The 16,250-nt window shown below is 45.4% G+C and carries 13 protein-coding genes; 10 read left to right on the top strand and 3 right to left on the bottom strand.

From position 1 onward, the window contains the following. Window positions 1-29: 29 nt before the first annotated feature. Both OQY15_RS03120 and tssD read left to right on the top strand, forming a co-directional pair. Window positions 30-1,421 (top strand): DUF5458 family protein, encoded by a 1,392-nt coding sequence (locus OQY15_RS03120; protein WP_265787628.1) that lies wholly within the window; start codon window positions 30-32, stop codon window positions 1,419-1,421. A gap of 38 nt (window positions 1,422-1,459) precedes the next feature. Then, window positions 1,460-1,855: a type VI secretion system tube protein TssD gene (gene tssD / locus OQY15_RS03125; RefSeq protein WP_265787630.1), complete on the top strand. Its 396-nt coding sequence runs from the start codon at window positions 1,460-1,462 to the stop codon at window positions 1,853-1,855. A gap of 40 nt (window positions 1,856-1,895) precedes the next feature. On the opposite strand, the gene OQY15_RS03130 is transcribed toward tssD, so the two are convergent. After that, entirely contained in the window at window positions 1,896-3,704 is a 1,809-nt protein-coding gene (locus OQY15_RS03130; protein ID WP_265787632.1) for a phage baseplate assembly protein V, read from the bottom strand. A gap of 1 nt (window position 3,705) precedes the next feature. Continuing rightward, complete coding sequence (locus tag OQY15_RS03135; protein ID WP_265787634.1) at window positions 3,706-4,032, bottom strand: DUF4280 domain-containing protein; 327 nt, start codon at window positions 4,030-4,032, stop codon at window positions 3,706-3,708. Between the two features lie 157 nt (window positions 4,033-4,189). Between OQY15_RS03135 and OQY15_RS03140 the strand changes: the two genes are divergently transcribed. Together OQY15_RS03140 and OQY15_RS03145 are read left to right on the top strand one after the other, a co-directional pair. After that, window positions 4,190-4,897, top strand: a complete 708-nt coding sequence (locus tag OQY15_RS03140) for an FAD-dependent oxidoreductase (protein ID WP_265787636.1) — start codon at window positions 4,190-4,192, stop codon at window positions 4,895-4,897. Further along, on the top strand, window positions 4,897-5,574 hold the full coding sequence (locus OQY15_RS03145; protein ID WP_265787638.1) for a hypothetical protein: 678 nt from the start codon (window positions 4,897-4,899) through the stop codon (window positions 5,572-5,574). The genes OQY15_RS03140 and OQY15_RS03145 overlap by 1 nt, the downstream gene beginning before the upstream one ends. Before the next feature lie 44 nt (window positions 5,575-5,618). Here OQY15_RS03145 and alaS read toward each other — a convergent pair whose 3' ends face one another. Beyond that, a complete protein-coding gene (alaS, locus tag OQY15_RS03150; protein WP_265787640.1) occupies window positions 5,619-8,324 on the bottom strand; it encodes an alanine--tRNA ligase in 2,706 nt (901 codons plus the stop codon). A 118-nt stretch (window positions 8,325-8,442) separates the two neighbouring features. On the opposite strand from alaS, the gene OQY15_RS03155 reads away from it, so the two are divergent. From OQY15_RS03155 to OQY15_RS03180, 6 genes are all read left to right on the top strand, one after another. After that, a complete protein-coding gene (locus OQY15_RS03155) occupies window positions 8,443-8,778 on the top strand; it encodes a MerR family transcriptional regulator (RefSeq protein ID WP_265787642.1) in 336 nt (111 codons plus the stop codon). Between the two features lie 44 nt (window positions 8,779-8,822). Next, a complete protein-coding gene (locus OQY15_RS03160; RefSeq protein ID WP_265787649.1) occupies window positions 8,823-10,871 on the top strand; it encodes a helix-hairpin-helix domain-containing protein in 2,049 nt (682 codons plus the stop codon). 1 nt (window position 10,872) lies between these two features. After that, window positions 10,873-12,789: a ComEC/Rec2 family competence protein gene (locus OQY15_RS03165; RefSeq protein WP_265788353.1), complete on the top strand. Its 1,917-nt coding sequence runs from the start codon at window positions 10,873-10,875 to the stop codon at window positions 12,787-12,789. Between the two features lie 16 nt (window positions 12,790-12,805). Further along, on the top strand, window positions 12,806-13,585 hold the full coding sequence (locus OQY15_RS03170; RefSeq protein ID WP_265787651.1) for an enoyl-CoA hydratase-related protein: 780 nt from the start codon (window positions 12,806-12,808) through the stop codon (window positions 13,583-13,585). Between the two features lie 17 nt (window positions 13,586-13,602). Next, the gene (locus OQY15_RS03175; RefSeq protein WP_265787653.1) at window positions 13,603-14,274 is read left to right on the top strand and encodes a hypothetical protein; all 672 of its coding nucleotides are present in this window, start codon (window positions 13,603-13,605) and stop codon (window positions 14,272-14,274) included. Window positions 14,275-14,336: 62 nt separating this feature from the next. Next, complete coding sequence (locus OQY15_RS03180) at window positions 14,337-16,202, top strand: LTA synthase family protein (protein WP_265787655.1); 1,866 nt, start codon at window positions 14,337-14,339, stop codon at window positions 16,200-16,202. Window positions 16,203-16,250: the final 48 nt, after the last annotated feature.

Here is a 16,250-nt window from a genome sequence, read left to right on the forward strand (position 1 = left end):
CACTGATCATTAACTCAAAAAATAAGCATATGGCAAGCCCAGAAGAGCAACACTCATCACAGGATGACTCGCTTTCAGCAGCATACAAACCGACCGGAACAGCAAAAACCACAACCAGCCTGGGGGAGAGTCTCGACAGACTGGTTAAGGTAGGTGGCATGGACCTGCTGGAAGGCGCAATTGACGGCATACAGAATTTAAACCCCGACAGAAAAGCGCGAAAGCAGATTTTTCTGACAGGAACGGAAAAGAAAAAAGAGCGTGAGGAACTGAAAAAAAAGATCCAGGCATGGCTTGACGTGTTGGAAAACTCTGATTCTGTAGCCGCTATGACCGAAAGAAGTACAGAAAAACTACAGTCGGCAGAACAAAACCTGAACCAGAATATTGCCGCTGCACTGGAGAGCTCAAGAGAGCTGGAACAAGCCTACCGCGCAGTAAACCTCTTCTATCAGAACACAGAAACAGATAAACTGAAAAACCTCGTGGTGCTGAATGCATCTCTGGACCAGGTGAAGGATTTGGACAACCCTATTGTTGCCGACTATGTCAGTGACGAATTGAAGCAGAATTACGACAGGCTGGACTTACGCAATAACTACTCGCTGATGGTAATCCCCGGATATGTGGGCTCCAATAAAGTAGTAGAGAAGTGGGGCAAAATCGCCTACCAGAATAAGGTAATGCTGATTACTGACTTTGCGGATCTCGATCAGCCGGATGATGTCATTGATCTGTTTACAGAAGCTAACCTTGCAGGAGCCGATGCTTTCAGGTCTAACGTTATCATGACCTGCAACTGGCTGCTGGGCAGAGGAAAGATTGCAGAAGTAGGCGAAAAGGAAGACCTCCCCGTTCCTGGCTCTGCAGCACTGGCAGGCAAGATGTATTATACCCTCATGTCTCAGGTAACCGCCGGTAAAAAACATGGCGGAATGAACGATGTGGATGCCGTACGGTTCGACCTCAAAAAAAGTGAGATCTCGCAACTGGAGAATATTGGTTTGGTGCCGATGGTGAATGAATATGGTAAAGTCATGGCCTTTTCGGCCAAGACGCTGTTTAATGGCGACAACATCGGCATGCAAACGTACTCTGTGGTCAGGGTATTTGATTATATCACCAAAGTGCTGTTCGATTTTCTGAACAGAAGAGCTTTCGAAAACTGGAACTCAGTGGCAGAAAGAGATCTGCGCACACAGATCACCAGGTTCCTGGACAACATCAAGGGCCCCAACCGTCTGATTGAGCGCTTCAGAATCATGCGTTTTGAACAGGACGATGAAAAGAAAGACCTGATCCACCTGGACATTCACATTACCCCCTACTTCCCTGCCAAGAGTTTCCTGGTGAAACTGGACGGCTATAAGGGCGAAGATGAAGAAACTACCTGGGCATCAGAATACAGTCAGCAAGTTTAACATTAACAATTTATATATCAACATTTAAAATCAAGATTATGGCAGAATTAACATCAAAAGCAGTTTTAACGGTTAAGGGAAAAGATTATGCAGTCCTCTCCTATAGTCAGTCTATGCGCAGAAATATTGGCCAGAATGGCAAGCCCACCGGCGGAGTAATTGGCGGAGAAATCTACCTGACCGTTGATTCAGACACAGAAAGCAATGCGCTGTCTGAATACTTTTTAACCGACACAAAGTTTGACGGGACGATACAGCTTAAAAAAGCAGACACCAAGACCAACCTCAGAGACCTCAAATTCAAGGGAGCATATATTGTTTCCCTGCAGGACGCACTGTTACCGGGAAACCACCTCAGACAGGATATACATATATCTGCAGATGAGCTGACTATCGGCAGTGCCGACCACAAAAACAACTGGGAACAGAGCTAAAACAGAAAGGGCGTTTCATATCGGAACGCCCTTTTTTATTTTAAGAATTAATCTTGACCTGACTACCTTCTATATTGGTTTCGGTACCTCTCATACTTACGGTATCTCCGGTAAGGTCAAGGGCAGACTGTCCGTGTAACGTAAGGTCTTTCCGGGCAGAGATCGATAGTTTTTCATCAAACTCCAAACTGCCGTTTTTAGCCGGTGCTCCGGAACTATGGCCACGCAGTTTGAAATCATCCGAGGCTAATATTTCTATATGTTTTGCCTGTATTGTGATCTTGTCCAGTTTTTTATCCATAACGATCTTTACGGAACCCGTTTGCAGCGTAATCGTCTGATCAGCAGTCATAGTAACAGCATCTTTCCCATCTATTGCGATATGATTCTGCCTGGTATGATCCATAAGGGTAATCCCCGCGCTATCATGGAGACTCAATATATGCCCGCTTCTGGAAGTCAGTGATTTCTGATCATTATTCTGCTGCCCTCCAATACCGTTCTTACCATGGAAGACACTGCCCATGACGACTGGCCTGGTGATATTGCCCTCCTCAAATCCCACTACCACCTGGTCTCCGCTTTCCGGCACAAAGACAAAACCCCTGTTCTGCACAACATTGCTGCTACTCCCTGCATCAGGTGTACTCACACGCAGCCAGTCTGTGGGATCATTGTGACCATAGGGCCATTTGAATTTCAATTTCACACGTCCCTGCTTTAACGGATCTGCATTGTCAATCACATCGGCAAGCTGCAGTTCCGGTACGGGACGCAGCACATCTTTGAAGGGCAGCCGCTCTGTACTTGCGACCAGCCCCTCAAACCGGTGATGGTATAATCCTTTATCGTCTATTAAATGTACAATAGAGGTGATCAGAAACTTACCCAGGTTCTCCAGCGTAAAACCCTTGTCGTTTTTTACTTTCATTTTTACGTCAGCTATTGAGCCGATACTCAAACCCGGGTTATCACCCCTGCCCCTGATTTTAAGTAACTGACTGATATTTGCTTTTTGCTCATTATCAACCAGGTCTTTCATTTCGCTGTTATTGTCTATCCTTATCGCAGAGGGATAGGCATAAGATTTACCAAAGACCGATCCGGCGGCTTTCAGGGCATAAGCCTGATCCGGCATTCCCGGAGACACTGCCGAACCCTGATTGCGGAGGGTCTCATCCTGCCGGGAATTATAGGAAAAACTGCTGTTTTTTACGGGTGTGAGGTGCATGCCATACTGCAGCAGCTGCAAATCATCGCCCTGAGTGATGTCTATTTCTTTTTGCTTATTGGGCTTACCAAAATTGAGGTTCTGCCCATCATAATAAAACCATTCATAATAATCAGCACTCAAACGGTTTAGAAACTCGAAATCGCTTTCCCTGTATTGAATCATATATGCTACGGGTTTACTGCGCTCCGGGTTGATAGCGATACTGAAGTCGTTACCGGGCACGCCTGCCGTGGCCAGCTTTACCATTTCTGCCAGGCTCTTGTTCAGGTAAGAACCCATCGCCGGTCCGCTGTCCAGCAACAGCGTGGGACTATATCCTTTCAGGGTAATCCCAACATAGGAATGCTGATTTTGGGATACTTCTATATCAGTGACTACCCCCACAAATTTTTGCTGCTGACCTGTAGCATAGCCAAAACTTGCAGTCAGGGTTTTTCCGATGAGTCCTCGACTGTCATCCAGCTGGATCATGTAAGACTTACCCAAATAATCATGATCAAACTCCAGTTCAAAATAATGGTGCGCATTAAATTGCTGTTCCAGTCTGAAAGAAATGATCTTCGGAATTTTCCTGGTTCCTACGGTGATATCTGTAATTAACTTCCTGCTGCTCATATCAAAACTGTCCTGTATGCTGAATTTCTACTTTACCACCGAGGCTGCACATGATCCACGATTTATTGAGCAATGGATTGGCCTTTTCGATTTTAACATCAGCCTGGAAATCCATCCATAACAGCAGCGCAGGTATACAAGGGATCTTCGTGGTTTTGCAAAGGCCGAAGGGCGTAATGTTCAACATGGGGACTTTATCTTTCGTGGTACAGGCCGGCTTTCCGGCGATCAAAACGCTTAGGGAAGATGATTTAAATGGTGTGGGTATGGTGCCACAACTGCATTTTAACATCGCCCCGCTGGTTACATATTCTTTTTCTTCTAGCATAGGATATCATTTACCCCTGCAAAATAAATAGTTACATCAGTGCTCCATATACCCTAAACCGGGTAAAATCGGGATGATCATTACTGTATTACCCCCAATACTGGGGATTGACCCATAACAGTGATATAGGCAACTTACAGCGCATTTAACGATAAACATGATGAGCATTATTGATTGGAACCAGAAAACTACTGAAGACCTGGAGGATTTTTTAAAACCAAAAATTATTCTGCCCGGAACTGAACACTACGCTGGTTCATACCAGGGTTGGGCCGCAACGGATCATCTGCCGGCAATGATCTGCGCCTGCGAAAATACTGAAGATGTACAGGCAGCGGTAGATTATGCACAGAAAATGAAACTGAAACTTTCTGTACGGGGCGGAGGACACAACTGGGAAGGCCTTGCTTTTGCGGATGGAGGACTGGTGATCGACCTGACGCGCTTAAACAGCATCAGTATAGACACAACAGCATCTGTAGCGCTTATCGGAGGCGGTGTGAAAAGCATAGCACTGATCGCAGCGGCAGATGAACATCAGCTGGTAGCGGTGACGGGTCCGAGTGGAGAAGTGGGAGTTGCAGGCTTTGTACTTGGTGGAGGATATGGCCTCACAACATCCTCACACGGCCTGGGTTCGGATAATTTGCTGGCGGCTGAAGTTGTAATGGCAGATGGAAGCCTGGTACATACCAGTGCAACTGAAAACCCTGATCTGCTCTGGGCACTCCGTGGCGGAGGAGGAAACCTGGAGTGGTCACTCAGCTGCACATTCAGTTACATCCTGCAAAACCTTTATTGGCCGGCAGGATCATGTTCGACCTCAAGGAGGCAAAACAAATACTGGAGGGATACAACGAATTGATGAAAACAGCCCCTGATGAACTTTTTGTCCTTGTTCAGGTAATTGAAACCCCGGATGGTAAATCTACGCTGAACATTGCACCAAACTGGTTCGGTGATCCTGAAAAAGGGCAGCTTGTGATTGACAGGATCAGAAAATTAGGTACACCCTTGCGTGAACAGATCTCGCAAACAAACATGAAAAGTCTGCTGGAGTCCTTTGCCCCATTCATTATCAATGGAAGACGTATTTATGCAAAAACAAGATGGTTAACCGAACTTCATCCTGATTTAACAGCGATCATCGCCGATGCTGTTAACCATAAAACATCACCCCTTTCCGTCATCGGACTGATGGAAATTCATGGTGCAGCTACGACAGTACCTTTGGCAGATACAGCCTTTGGATTAAGAGAGCGGCATTTTGTCTTGTTAATTGGTTCCGAATGGACGCTGGATGATGATGCTCAGGCTGACAGCCACAGGAAATGGACCGATGACCTATATGAAAAAACGGCCCGGTATTCCATTCCCGGAGGATATGCAAATTTACTAGGTAAGGGCGACCAGGAACAGATCGCGCATGCCTATGGCAGCAACCTGGAGAAAGTGCAATTGCTGAAAAAGAAATTTGATCCGGATGGGGTATTTTCGGCAATCCACGTACCCCTGGAAACCGACGATCATTCCAGCAAATAGAAAAATATCAGCGATGTTCAACACATCGCTGATAAAATAAAATATTATTCTGCCGGCACCAGGCTGGTAACCTTGTCCAGCACCTTAGGCAATCCCTCTTTGTTCTTACCGCCCGCAGTAGCATAAAATGGCTGTCCGCCGCCACCGCCCTGGATGTCTTTAGCCAGTTCACGCACGATAGTTGAAGCATTCAGGGATCTTTCTTTCACCAGGTTCTCTGACAGCATCACCGTGATACCAGGCTTGTCATCAATCAGCGTTGTAAATACAAGGAAAAGATTATCCACCAGGTCTTTCACAGCAAAAGCAAGATTTTTCACTGCATCGGCATTGGGCAGATCCACCTGTACTGCAATCACATTGATCCCATTGATGGTCTTCATGTGGTGCACAATTTCATGTTTCAGATTTGCTGAACGTTCAATGACCGCTTTTTCAGCGTCTTTCTTCAATTTCGCATTCTCTTCAATCAGTGCAGAAACGGCGCCGGTAAGGTCTTTATTACCTTTCAGGAGCGCCTTTAACTGATTGATCTCTGTGTTCTGCTGATTGATAAAAGTTTCTGCAGCATCTGCAGTGATGGCTTCAATTCTGCGTACGCCCGCAGCTACAGCACTTTCAGACAGGATCTTGAAATAACCGATCTGACCTGTTGCCTGCACGTGTGTACCTCCGCAAAGCTCTTTGGAATAGTTGTCATCAAAGGTAATGATCCGTACCACCTCCCCATATTTCTCGCCAAACAAAGCAGTAACACCGCTTGACAATGCTTCGGCATAAGGGACCTGTCGTTGTTCTCTCAGCGGAATGTTCTGCCTGATTTTTTTATTCACGATATGTTCAATCTGCGCCAGCTCCTCATCGGTAATCTTGGCAAAATGAGAAAAATCGAATCGCAGGTAATCCGGATTAACCAGCGAGCCTTTCTGATTCACATGCTCACCCAGGACGCTTTTTAATGCAGCGTGGAGCAAATGGGTCGCCGAGTGGTTATTATTCGTCTGAGCACGCTTATCTTCATCGACAACCGCCCAGAACTGTCCGTCTATATCTTCAGGAAGCGTATCTGTGTAATGAACAATGACTCCATTTTCTTTTTTTGTATCGTTGATCTCTACGAAGAACATCCTGCTATGGTCTTCCAGACGGCCTGTATCACCTACCTGACCACCACTTTCTCCATAAAACGGAGTTTTCTGCAGTACAATCTGGTATTGCTCTTTACCTTTAGCCGTCACCTGTCTGTATTTCAGGATCTTGGTTTCAATCTCCAGGTCATCATAGCCCACAAACTCAGTTTCCGGATCAGGATGCACCGTGATCCAGTCGCCCGTATCTACCGCTGTTGCAGCCCTGGATCTCGACTTCTGTTTTTCAAGACTGATCTGGTATTCGTTCATATCTACGTTCCATTTCTTCTCCCTGGCCATCAGCTCGGTCAGATCGATTGGGAATCCGTAAGTATCCTGCAGCTCAAAGGCAAACTCTCCCGAGATCACCATCTGGTCTTTCAGGATGCTGTACACCCATGCATCTTCAAAGGGTTTACCCTGCTCAATAGCGTTCTCCGACATCAGAAACTCTGCCTGTTTGCGGGTGTAACTTTCAAAACGCTGTATACCTGTAGCCAGTGTTCTCAGGAAGGAAACTTCTTCCTCCAGCACTACCTTCTGCACAAAATCCTGCTGTAAGGAAAGCTCATCAAAAACACCTGCAAACTGTTCTGCAAGCACAGGAACAAGCTGGTTCAGGAAAGGATCTTTCAGATCCAGGAAAGTATAAGCATAACGTACGGCCCTTCTCAGAATCCTGCGGATCACATAACCCGCTTTATTATTCGCCGGCAGCTGGCCATCGGCAATAACGAACGAAATCGCCCGTATGTGATCTGCCATGACACGCATCGCAATATCTGTTTTTTCATCAGCGCCATAGGCGATACCAGCTTTCTGCGAGATGAACTGGATGAGCGGCTGGAAGACGTCTGTATCGTAGTTTGAAGCTTTATTCTGCAATACGCGGACCAAACGCTCAAAGCCCATACCGGTATCAACATGTTGTGCAGGTAAAGGCTGTAAGGAACCATCCTTCAACCTGTTAAACTGCATAAATACATTATTCCATATCTCTATTACCTGGGGATGATCTGCGTTGACCAGCTCCTTACCGGATACTGCAGCACGCTCCTCATCAGGACGGCAATCCACATGGATTTCTGAACATGGACCGCAGGGGCCCATATCGCCCATCTCCCAGAAATTATCTTTTTTATTGCCCAGGATAATCCTGTCTTCCGGAACAAATTGTTTCCACAATTCATACGCCTCCGTATCTCTCGGCAGCCCTTCTTTCTCATCTCCCTCGAATATCGAAACATAGAGTTTGTCTTTTGGAATACCATAGACTTCAGTTAGCAGTTCCCAGCTCCATGCAATAGCTTCTTTTTTGAAGTAATCTCCAAAACTCCAGTTGCCCAGCATTTCGAACATGGTATGGTGATAGGTGTCAATACCTACTTCTTCGAGGTCGTTATGCTTACCCGAAACCCTTAAACAACGTTGTGTATCGGTTACCCTCGGATATTTTGCAGGAGCCTCACCTAAAAATATATCTTTGAACTGATTCATTCCCGCATTGGTAAACATCAGGGTTGGATCGTTTTTTACTACGATAGGTGCTGAAGGAACAATATGGTGCTGTTTCGATTCAAAAAATTTTAAATACGCCTGTCTGATTTCTTTTGCTGTCATTCTTTGCTTGAAAATTATTCAACAAAATTAAAATTTTATTGCGGTATTCTACTAAAATCCCGCTACATTTGAATGCTTTACATAAAAGCTGTAAAACACTAACTATCAACATAAAACTATGCCTTACAAGGAACGGGAAATTAATAAAATGTATTATACGATGGGTGAGGTGACGGAAATGTTTGGCGTAAATGCTTCTCAAATCCGTTTTTATGAGAAAGAGTTTGACATCCTTCAACCCAAGAAAAACAAGAAAGGAAACCGCCTGTTTACACCTGAAGACGTGGAGAATCTGAAGATGATTTTTCACCTTGTTGACGAAAAGGGCTTCACCCTCAAAGGCGCCAAAGACCACCTCAAAAACAATAGCGGGGATGTGAAAGAAAACCAAAAGATCATCGCATCACTGGAACGCCTAAAGGATTTCCTGCTGAAGTTAAACGATGAGATTTAAATAATAAATTAAACAAATTAATTTATCGGTAGTACTTTGGCCTCATGTCAAGGTATCTATCACTTCAGTTCGTGACAGCGCTGTATGTGCTGCTCACGTCATTCATTTGCTGCTCCCGCCGGGCAGCGCTTGCACAGGAAGATGCAGCGGTAAAAAGTATCAGCGCTCATCTTGCAGAAGGTGTTTCTGACGAGGAGGAGCTTTCAGCATTGACTGAGCGCCTGTCCTTCTACCGGAGGAAGCCCATCGATTTAAACCAGCCCAAACCTGATCAGCTCAAAGAGCTGGCATTCCTGTCCCCCCTTCAGATCAGTAACCTTTATCACCATATACGCCTCAACGGGAAGTTAAAGGATGTTCTGGAACTCCAGGCTATCAATGGATTTGACCCGGAAACCATCCTGCGGCTCCTGCCCTTTGTCAGCCTGAAGCCGGAAGCCGGTTACAAAAACCTGTTCAGTTTCAGAAAGCTGCTCACAAAGGGAAGCAACGAGCTGTTGCTGCGTTACGGGCAGGTATTAAAAAAACAGAAAGGTTTTCGGGATCTCCCGGGAAGCCGTTACCTCGGCAGTCCCCAGAAACTTTTGCTGAAGTACAAATATCAGCTGGACGACCTATTGTCCTTTTCCCTGACGGCAGATAAGGATGCTGGTGAAAGACTGGGCATTGATTTCCTATCTATGAGTCTTGCCCTCTATAAGAACGGAAGGTTCAGGAAGATCATTATTGGTGATTACAGTCTTCAGTTTGGGCAGGGACTGACGCTCTGGACGGGATCCTCTTTTGGTAAGGGAGCTGAAGTAGCAGGAGTAGCGAAGAAAGATACAGGCCTGAAACCCTATACTTCTGCTGATGAGTTTTCCTTTTTCAGGGGCGTAGGATCAACTTATAAAATTTTTAAAATCATTGATTTAACATCATTTATATCGTTAAGAGATTTAGATGCTAGTTTAAGCCGGAATTCTGCAGGACAGTTCAGCCTGACAACTCCTGGCAAGAGCGGTCTGCACCGTACACCCTCAGAAATCAAAAACAAACGAAGCCTCAGGCAAATCTTATATGGCCTGGCATTGCAGCTCAGAAATGACAATCTGGAAGCGACCCTGATCAGTTATCACAGTTCCTATGAACATGAATTTAGCAGCGGAAAAGCCCTGTACCGGCAACATAACTTTCAGGGAAAAGAGCTGAGCAACCTGGGAATAGCTTACAATTACAATCTCCGGAATATCTATGTATTTGGCGAAACTGCAAAAAGTGCCCCCGGAGGCATTGCAGTTTTACAGGGTGCCATGAGCAGCCTCTCAAAATCTTTATCAGTGGTCCTCCTGTACAGAAACTACGCAAAGAACTTTTTTAGTTTTTACAGCCAGGGTGTGGGAGCCGGATCTTCTTCAGGTAATGAACAGGGTTGGTATGGAGGCCTCCACTTTACTCCAAATAAGCGCTGGGATCTCTCCCTTTATGCAGACCTGTATCGCTTTCCCTGGGCCAGATACAGGATTGACAGCGCTTCAACAGGAGCCGAGCTCATGGGAATGCTGAGTTATCAGCCCCAAAAAAAGATAAAGCTGATGCTGAAGCTTAGCCACCAGCTCAGTGAACAAAACCTGCGCAGCGATCTTCCAAAGAATCCACTGGCAAAGGTGAATAAGGACAACTGCCGGTTGGCTGCAGACTGGCAGCTCAACAGAAAACTCAAGTTTGGGAACAGGTTTGAAGTCACCAGTTACCACAAAGGATCTGCGGCTTCAAGTTATGGCTACCTTGTTTACCAGGATGCAGATTACAGTCCGCTTTCATCCAGACTTGCAGCCAATACCAGGATAGCCTGGTTCAATACCCCAACCTATGAAAACAGGATCTATGCCTATGAAGATGATGTGCTTTATGGTGCCGGTTCAGGACTCTACAACGGCCGGGGATTCCGGTTTTATCTGAACATGAATTACAGCCTTTCGCGACAGCTGAAAGCATGGGCAAGATATGCTGTTTACTACTATCCCGGCAAGGATAAAATTGGCTCCGGACTGGACGAAATCAATGGGACTAACAAACCCGAAATCAGGCTTCAGTTGCGCTATCAATTTTAGTATGGCCAGCAAGTCTCCTTTAAAGATTTCTATCAGGATTCTTGCCGCATTTTGCGCAGGAATAAGCGTTCTGCACTACTGTGATTTTACCAAATTAAATTTGTTTATTCATATTCTCCTAATTTTAGATTTACTTTTACTTTTCATATTCAATTACTTATACAAATCACTTAAAGTTTATAATCACAAACCAATATTAACTTTCCTGCTCCTAATGTGCTTTTTTCTTCTGGGAGCATCCCGTACGCTAACGCATCCTGATACTTTAAATTCTGATCATTTTTCAGAAAAAAAAGCAGCGTTTCTAAAGATTTACGTTGATGAAGAGCCCAGAGAAACTGCGGGATCTTTACGCTTCAGGGCCAGGGTAATCTCTCCTGCATCTGGCGGTCTGCTCATGCTCAGTATACGATCTGGAGAGAACCCGTTTCCTGCAGTAACTTATGGTCAGGTTTACCTGATCCCCGCCCGGTTTAAGGAGATTCCTGCACCCCGCAATCCGGGGGAATTTGACAGCAAAACCTGGATGGCCAACCAGCACATTTATCACCAGGCTTTTCTTTCCGGTACCGAGCTGGTCCCACTCCATCAGCAAATGGGTTCTCCACTGCTGAGGTATACCCTGGCAGTCCGCAAAGAACAGGTTGAGCTTTACCGGAAACTCATCAGAAATAACGAAGCTTTTGCCGTTGCTGCTACCCTGATTCTTGGCTACCGGGCAGACCTGGATGCGGAAACGATGGCCGCATATTCCCGGACCGGAACCATCCATGCGCTTTCTGTTTCGGGCATGCATGTGGCATTGGTATACCTCGTCCTGGAATACGCCCTGGCATGGATGAACAGGAGAACATTCCTGAAATGGATGAAGATGCTGATCATCATCAGCCTGATCTGGTTTTATACCCTTATTACCGGATGCTCAGCATCTGTATTGCGGTCGGCCATCATGCTCTCCATGCTGATCCTTACCAAAGTATTGCGCAGGAATAGTGACGGATACCATGTCCTTACCGTATCCGCTTTTTGTCTGCTTTTCAATGAACCTGCACTGCTCTGGGATGTAGGCTTTCAGCTTTCATACCTTGCCGTCCTGGGTTTGATTTATCTGCAGCCAGGGATCTTCGCGCTGATAACTTTTACGTACTGGCCATTACAGCAGGTATGGAGCATCATCTCCGTATCCCTGGCTGCACAGTTGTTTACCTGGCCGCTAAGCATCTACTATTTTCACCAGTTCCCGGTTTATTTTCTGCTTAGCAATTTGTTTATCACACTGCCGGTAACCATACTGATGTACATAGGACTATCCATATTGATCTTTCGTTTCTACTGGCTGTCAGTTCCATTTGAGTGGCTTTTGACTTTCATGAACAAGGGCCTGTCCAAAATTGCCGGCCTCCCCTACTCAACCATCAACCAGATCTGGATTTCGGAGATTCAACTCCTTTTGTTTAGTGCAGCGCTCCTCCTTTTGCTGAGAGCTTTTTCAGAAAAAACCATCTCTCATTTATTTGGCGGACTCGTATTGCTGATCCTTTTCCAGGCCTCGCTGCTGCGCGATAAGACAGCCGCTCATCAGCAGATGGTCATCATCTTTTATGCGATCAATAAACACTACGCAGCGGCTTTTCTTCAGGGAAATAAAGCCTTAGTCCTGACAAGTCTTTCTCCGGGCACTGCGGCTTTTAAATACCACATACAGCCCGCGCTTGACCAGAGGAAGATTGTCAGCATCAGCATTCAGCGGAAAAGCCTGACCGGAGATCACCTGCTCCGCTTCGGGAAGTTCAGGATCCTGCTGCCCCTGCACGGTAGGTTCGTAGCTAAAATTGACAAAGACACGCTGAATTTTAAAAACTCTGTTCTTGTATTCAAACAAATAAAAGCATCTTTGGTTAACCTAAAAAAAATATAAACCTATTCGTATTCACATGATATCACCCCTGGTCTTATATACTGTGAGCAACCGTATTGCTACGATTTCGCTGAACCGTCCTGAAAAACGTAACGCTTTTAACCCTGAACTGGTCAGTTCCCTGACAGCAGCACTGCTACAGGCATCAGATGACGAAGAGGTGAAAGTGATTATTCTGAAGGCAGAGGGAAACACATTCAGTGCAGGTGCAGATCTGGAATATTTGCAGCAATTGCAGCAGAACAGCCATGAGGACAATGTCAGAGACAGTGAGAACCTGAAAACGCTGTTTACCACCATCTACTATTTACCCAAAGTGGTTATTGCACAAGTAGAAGGACATGCGATTGCAGGGGGATGCGGACTGGCGACGGTTTGCGATATTACCTTTGCCATTCCGGAAGCCAATTTTGGCTACACTGAAGTCAAACTGGGTTTTGTTCCCGCCATTGTATCCTGCTTCCTGATGCGCAAAACAGGTGAGACCATTGCTAAAAAGATCTTGCTTACAGGAGATTTATTCTCCGCAGAGCAGGCATTGGCGTATAATTTGATTACCTATGTAACAAATAAAGAAGAAATCAGTCAGACAGTACATGATTTTGCGCTGAAGCTCTGCAATGAGACTTCGGGTAATTCATTAATGGTGACGAAGCAGCTTATCGGACAAACGACTAATCCTGCATTGGAAAATGCCCTTAACTTAGCTGTGCAGATCAATGCCAGGGTCAGGGAAAGCGATGATTTCAAAAAAGGTATTGCTGCCTTTATCAGCAAGGAAAAAATTAAATGGTAAACTATAAATAAAACAATATGTTAAAGTCGATTAAAACGAGTGTACTTGCTGCAATTCTGATCAGCACCGCTGTACTTGCACATGCACAGAAAAAAGTTAATGAAGGTACACTTACTTATGCTGTTACCTATGATTTAAGTGCTGACCAAAAGGCGATGGCTGCACAGCTGCCGCCAGAAACGAAATTCAAATTCAACGGAAGCCTGATCAAACTTGAAATGGAGCAGGGACCTGCAAAGATCACCGTAATCAATGATGCCGTTGCAAAAACCGGTCTTGTATTGGTAGATGTACCTATCGCACAAAAACAATTTGCCGTAAAAACTTCCAAAGAAGATAACGAGCAGATGATGGGTAAAACACCTGTACTGAGTGATTTCAAAGCTACTGGTGAGAAGCAAAAATTAGGCAATTACGATACAGAGAAATATACCTACAAAGATGAAACCGGCGCCACGTTTGAACTTTGGGCTACCAACGACATTCAGTTGCCTGAAGGTATCTCGGGATCAGAGTTTAAAGCACTTGGAGCTACTCCGGTAAAATTCAGCAGGGTACAAAATGGTGTTAAAGCCAATATCGTCATCAAAAATCTGGTAGAGGAAAAAGTGGGTCCAATCTCATTAGCCGTTCCACCGTCATATGAACTGACTACCATGGAAGCGCTTAAAGCAATGGGCGGTCAATAAAAAAGAAATAATTTTACAAAGTCAGGATTTTTAGCGCTGCAAATTTATCTAAGTTTGCGGTAATGTTAAAAGTCCTGATTTTTTTTGCCCGGTTTTTTATATTCTGGCTACTGTTCTTTCTGCTGGACAGAATCATTTTCGTATGTAATTTTCTGAATGACATACCAAATGGCAGATTGATCGAAACGTTGTCTATTGCCTGGCATGGCATCCGGCTTGATCTCGCCGCAGCAGCTTACATGATCGCTGCACCCCTGCTGTATTTCATTTTCAGCTACCTTATCCTTCCTGCAAAGAGAGAAATGCACTGGCTCAGAACCCTGAACAAAGTTTACATCGTACTGTTCAGCGTCATCTCAGTAATCAACCTCAATATCTATCGCGAGTGGGGCAGTAAAATCAATTCCAAAGCCCTGCGATTTGCATTTTCATCGCCAAATGAAGCGCTTGCTTCCAGCGCCTCCTCTCCCATCATTATAAATATTTTTATTCTGGCCCTTCTGATCGCTTCCGGCTTCGTGCTGAACAAATGGATCCTTGCCAAAGACTTGTCACCGGAGAAAGCTCCATTATGGGCTAAAATTCCTTTCAGTGTCTTGCTGCTTGGGCTAACATTTCTGATGATCCGCGGAGGCTGGGGCGTATCTCCAAATAACCAGAGCATGGCCTACTACAGCGATCAGCAGATACTCAACCACGCCGCTGTCAATACAGAATGGAATTTGATAGCTGATGTCCTTAAATCAAGGCGTAAGCAGCGGAACCCCTATAATTACCTGCCGGAACACACCGCCATTCAGGAAATCAGGAATTTATACAGCATCCAAAAGGATTCCACTGTTCATATTCTCAAAAACAACCGCCCCAATGTGGTGCTCATCATCATGGAAAGTTTTACGGCCGACCTCACCAAAACGCTGGGCGATGAAGATGGGATAACCCCAAAATTTGACAGCCTGGTCAGGCAGGGTGTGCTGTTCAGCAAAATCTATTCTGCCGGCAACAGAACTGATAAAGGCATTATCGGAACACTTGCCGGATACCCCAGCCTGGCAGCAGAAAGCATCGTAAAGTTCCCGGAGAAAATGGAAAAAATTCCTTCGATACCGGGTGCCCTGCTAAAAAATGGTTACCAGACCTCCTTTTTTTACGGCGGGCAGTCGGAGTTTGACAATTATAAGGCATTTATACTCAGTCATGGTTACCAGCTGCTGGTGGACAAGTCAAGTTTCAATAGTAAAGACATGAATTCTAAATGGGGAGCGTATGACGGGACGGTATTTAATGCCCAGCTGAAACACCTCAACCAGGCAAAAACACCCTTCTTCTCTACCCAGATGACGCTTACCAACCATGAGCCCTTTGAAGTACCGGGTGCCTATAAATTTGGGAACAGCGACAATGTCGCTAAATTTAAAAGTACGGCCTTCTACACAGATTCCTGTCTGAACGACTTCCTGACTAAAGCAAAAAAACAACCCTGGTATGCCAATACGCTCTTCATTTTTGTAGCCGACCACGGGCACATTATGCCGAAAGGACGTAATCAGGTCTATATCCCCCAGCGATACCACATCCCGCTGTTATTTTTCGGCGATGTCATCAAAGAGCAGTACCGTGGAAAAAATATGGATGGTGTCGGCAGCCAGATTGACATCGCCTCTACCCTCCTTCATCAGCTGGATATCAGTGCAGAGCCTTTTATCTGGAGCAAAAACCTGTTCAATCCGAACAGCAAATCCTTCGCTTATTTTAGCTGGGACAACGGAATGGGTTTTATCGATAACAAACAATGTGTTACATTTGACAATGTAGGTAAGACGGTTTTATACAATGACCGTCCCCAGGACGCCGGAAATACAAAGCTGCTGCTGAAGAATGCCCAATCTTTTATGCAGTCGGCCTACCATCACTTTCTGTCGCTCTGATCAAAAAACCTGCAGGAGCCTGAAGCTCAAAACTAACTGAAATAAAAA

The organism is Pedobacter sp. MC2016-15, from assembly GCF_026239695.1.
Lineage (GTDB): Bacteria > Bacteroidota > Bacteroidia > Sphingobacteriales > Sphingobacteriaceae > Pedobacter.

What these genes read in the sequence shown, in the direction of transcription:
- OQY15_RS03120 (WP_265787628.1), top strand. Translation starts at nt 30, where the DNA reads ATGGCAAGCCCAGAAGAGCAACACTCATCACAGGATGACTCGCTTTCA.
- tssD (WP_265787630.1), top strand. Translation starts at nt 1,460, where the DNA reads ATGGCAGAATTAACATCAAAAGCAGTTTTAACGGTTAAGGGAAAAGAT.
- OQY15_RS03130 (WP_265787632.1), bottom strand. Translation starts at nt 3,704, where the DNA reads ATGAGCAGCAGGAAGTTAATTACAGATATCACCGTAGGAACCAGGAAA.
- OQY15_RS03135 (WP_265787634.1), bottom strand. Translation starts at nt 4,032, where the DNA reads ATGCTAGAAGAAAAAGAATATGTAACCAGCGGGGCGATGTTAAAATGC.
- OQY15_RS03140 (WP_265787636.1), top strand. Translation starts at nt 4,190, where the DNA reads ATGATGAGCATTATTGATTGGAACCAGAAAACTACTGAAGACCTGGAG.
- OQY15_RS03145 (WP_265787638.1), top strand. Translation starts at nt 4,897, where the DNA reads ATGAAAACAGCCCCTGATGAACTTTTTGTCCTTGTTCAGGTAATTGAA.
- alaS (WP_265787640.1), bottom strand. Translation starts at nt 8,324, where the DNA reads ATGACAGCAAAAGAAATCAGACAGGCGTATTTAAAATTTTTTGAATCG.
- OQY15_RS03155 (WP_265787642.1), top strand. Translation starts at nt 8,443, where the DNA reads ATGCCTTACAAGGAACGGGAAATTAATAAAATGTATTATACGATGGGT.
- OQY15_RS03160 (WP_265787649.1), top strand. Translation starts at nt 8,823, where the DNA reads ATGTCAAGGTATCTATCACTTCAGTTCGTGACAGCGCTGTATGTGCTG.
- OQY15_RS03165 (WP_265788353.1), top strand. Translation starts at nt 10,873, where the DNA reads ATGGCCAGCAAGTCTCCTTTAAAGATTTCTATCAGGATTCTTGCCGCA.
- OQY15_RS03170 (WP_265787651.1), top strand. Translation starts at nt 12,806, where the DNA reads ATGATATCACCCCTGGTCTTATATACTGTGAGCAACCGTATTGCTACG.
- OQY15_RS03175 (WP_265787653.1), top strand. Translation starts at nt 13,603, where the DNA reads ATGTTAAAGTCGATTAAAACGAGTGTACTTGCTGCAATTCTGATCAGC.
- OQY15_RS03180 (WP_265787655.1), top strand. Translation starts at nt 14,337, where the DNA reads ATGTTAAAAGTCCTGATTTTTTTTGCCCGGTTTTTTATATTCTGGCTA.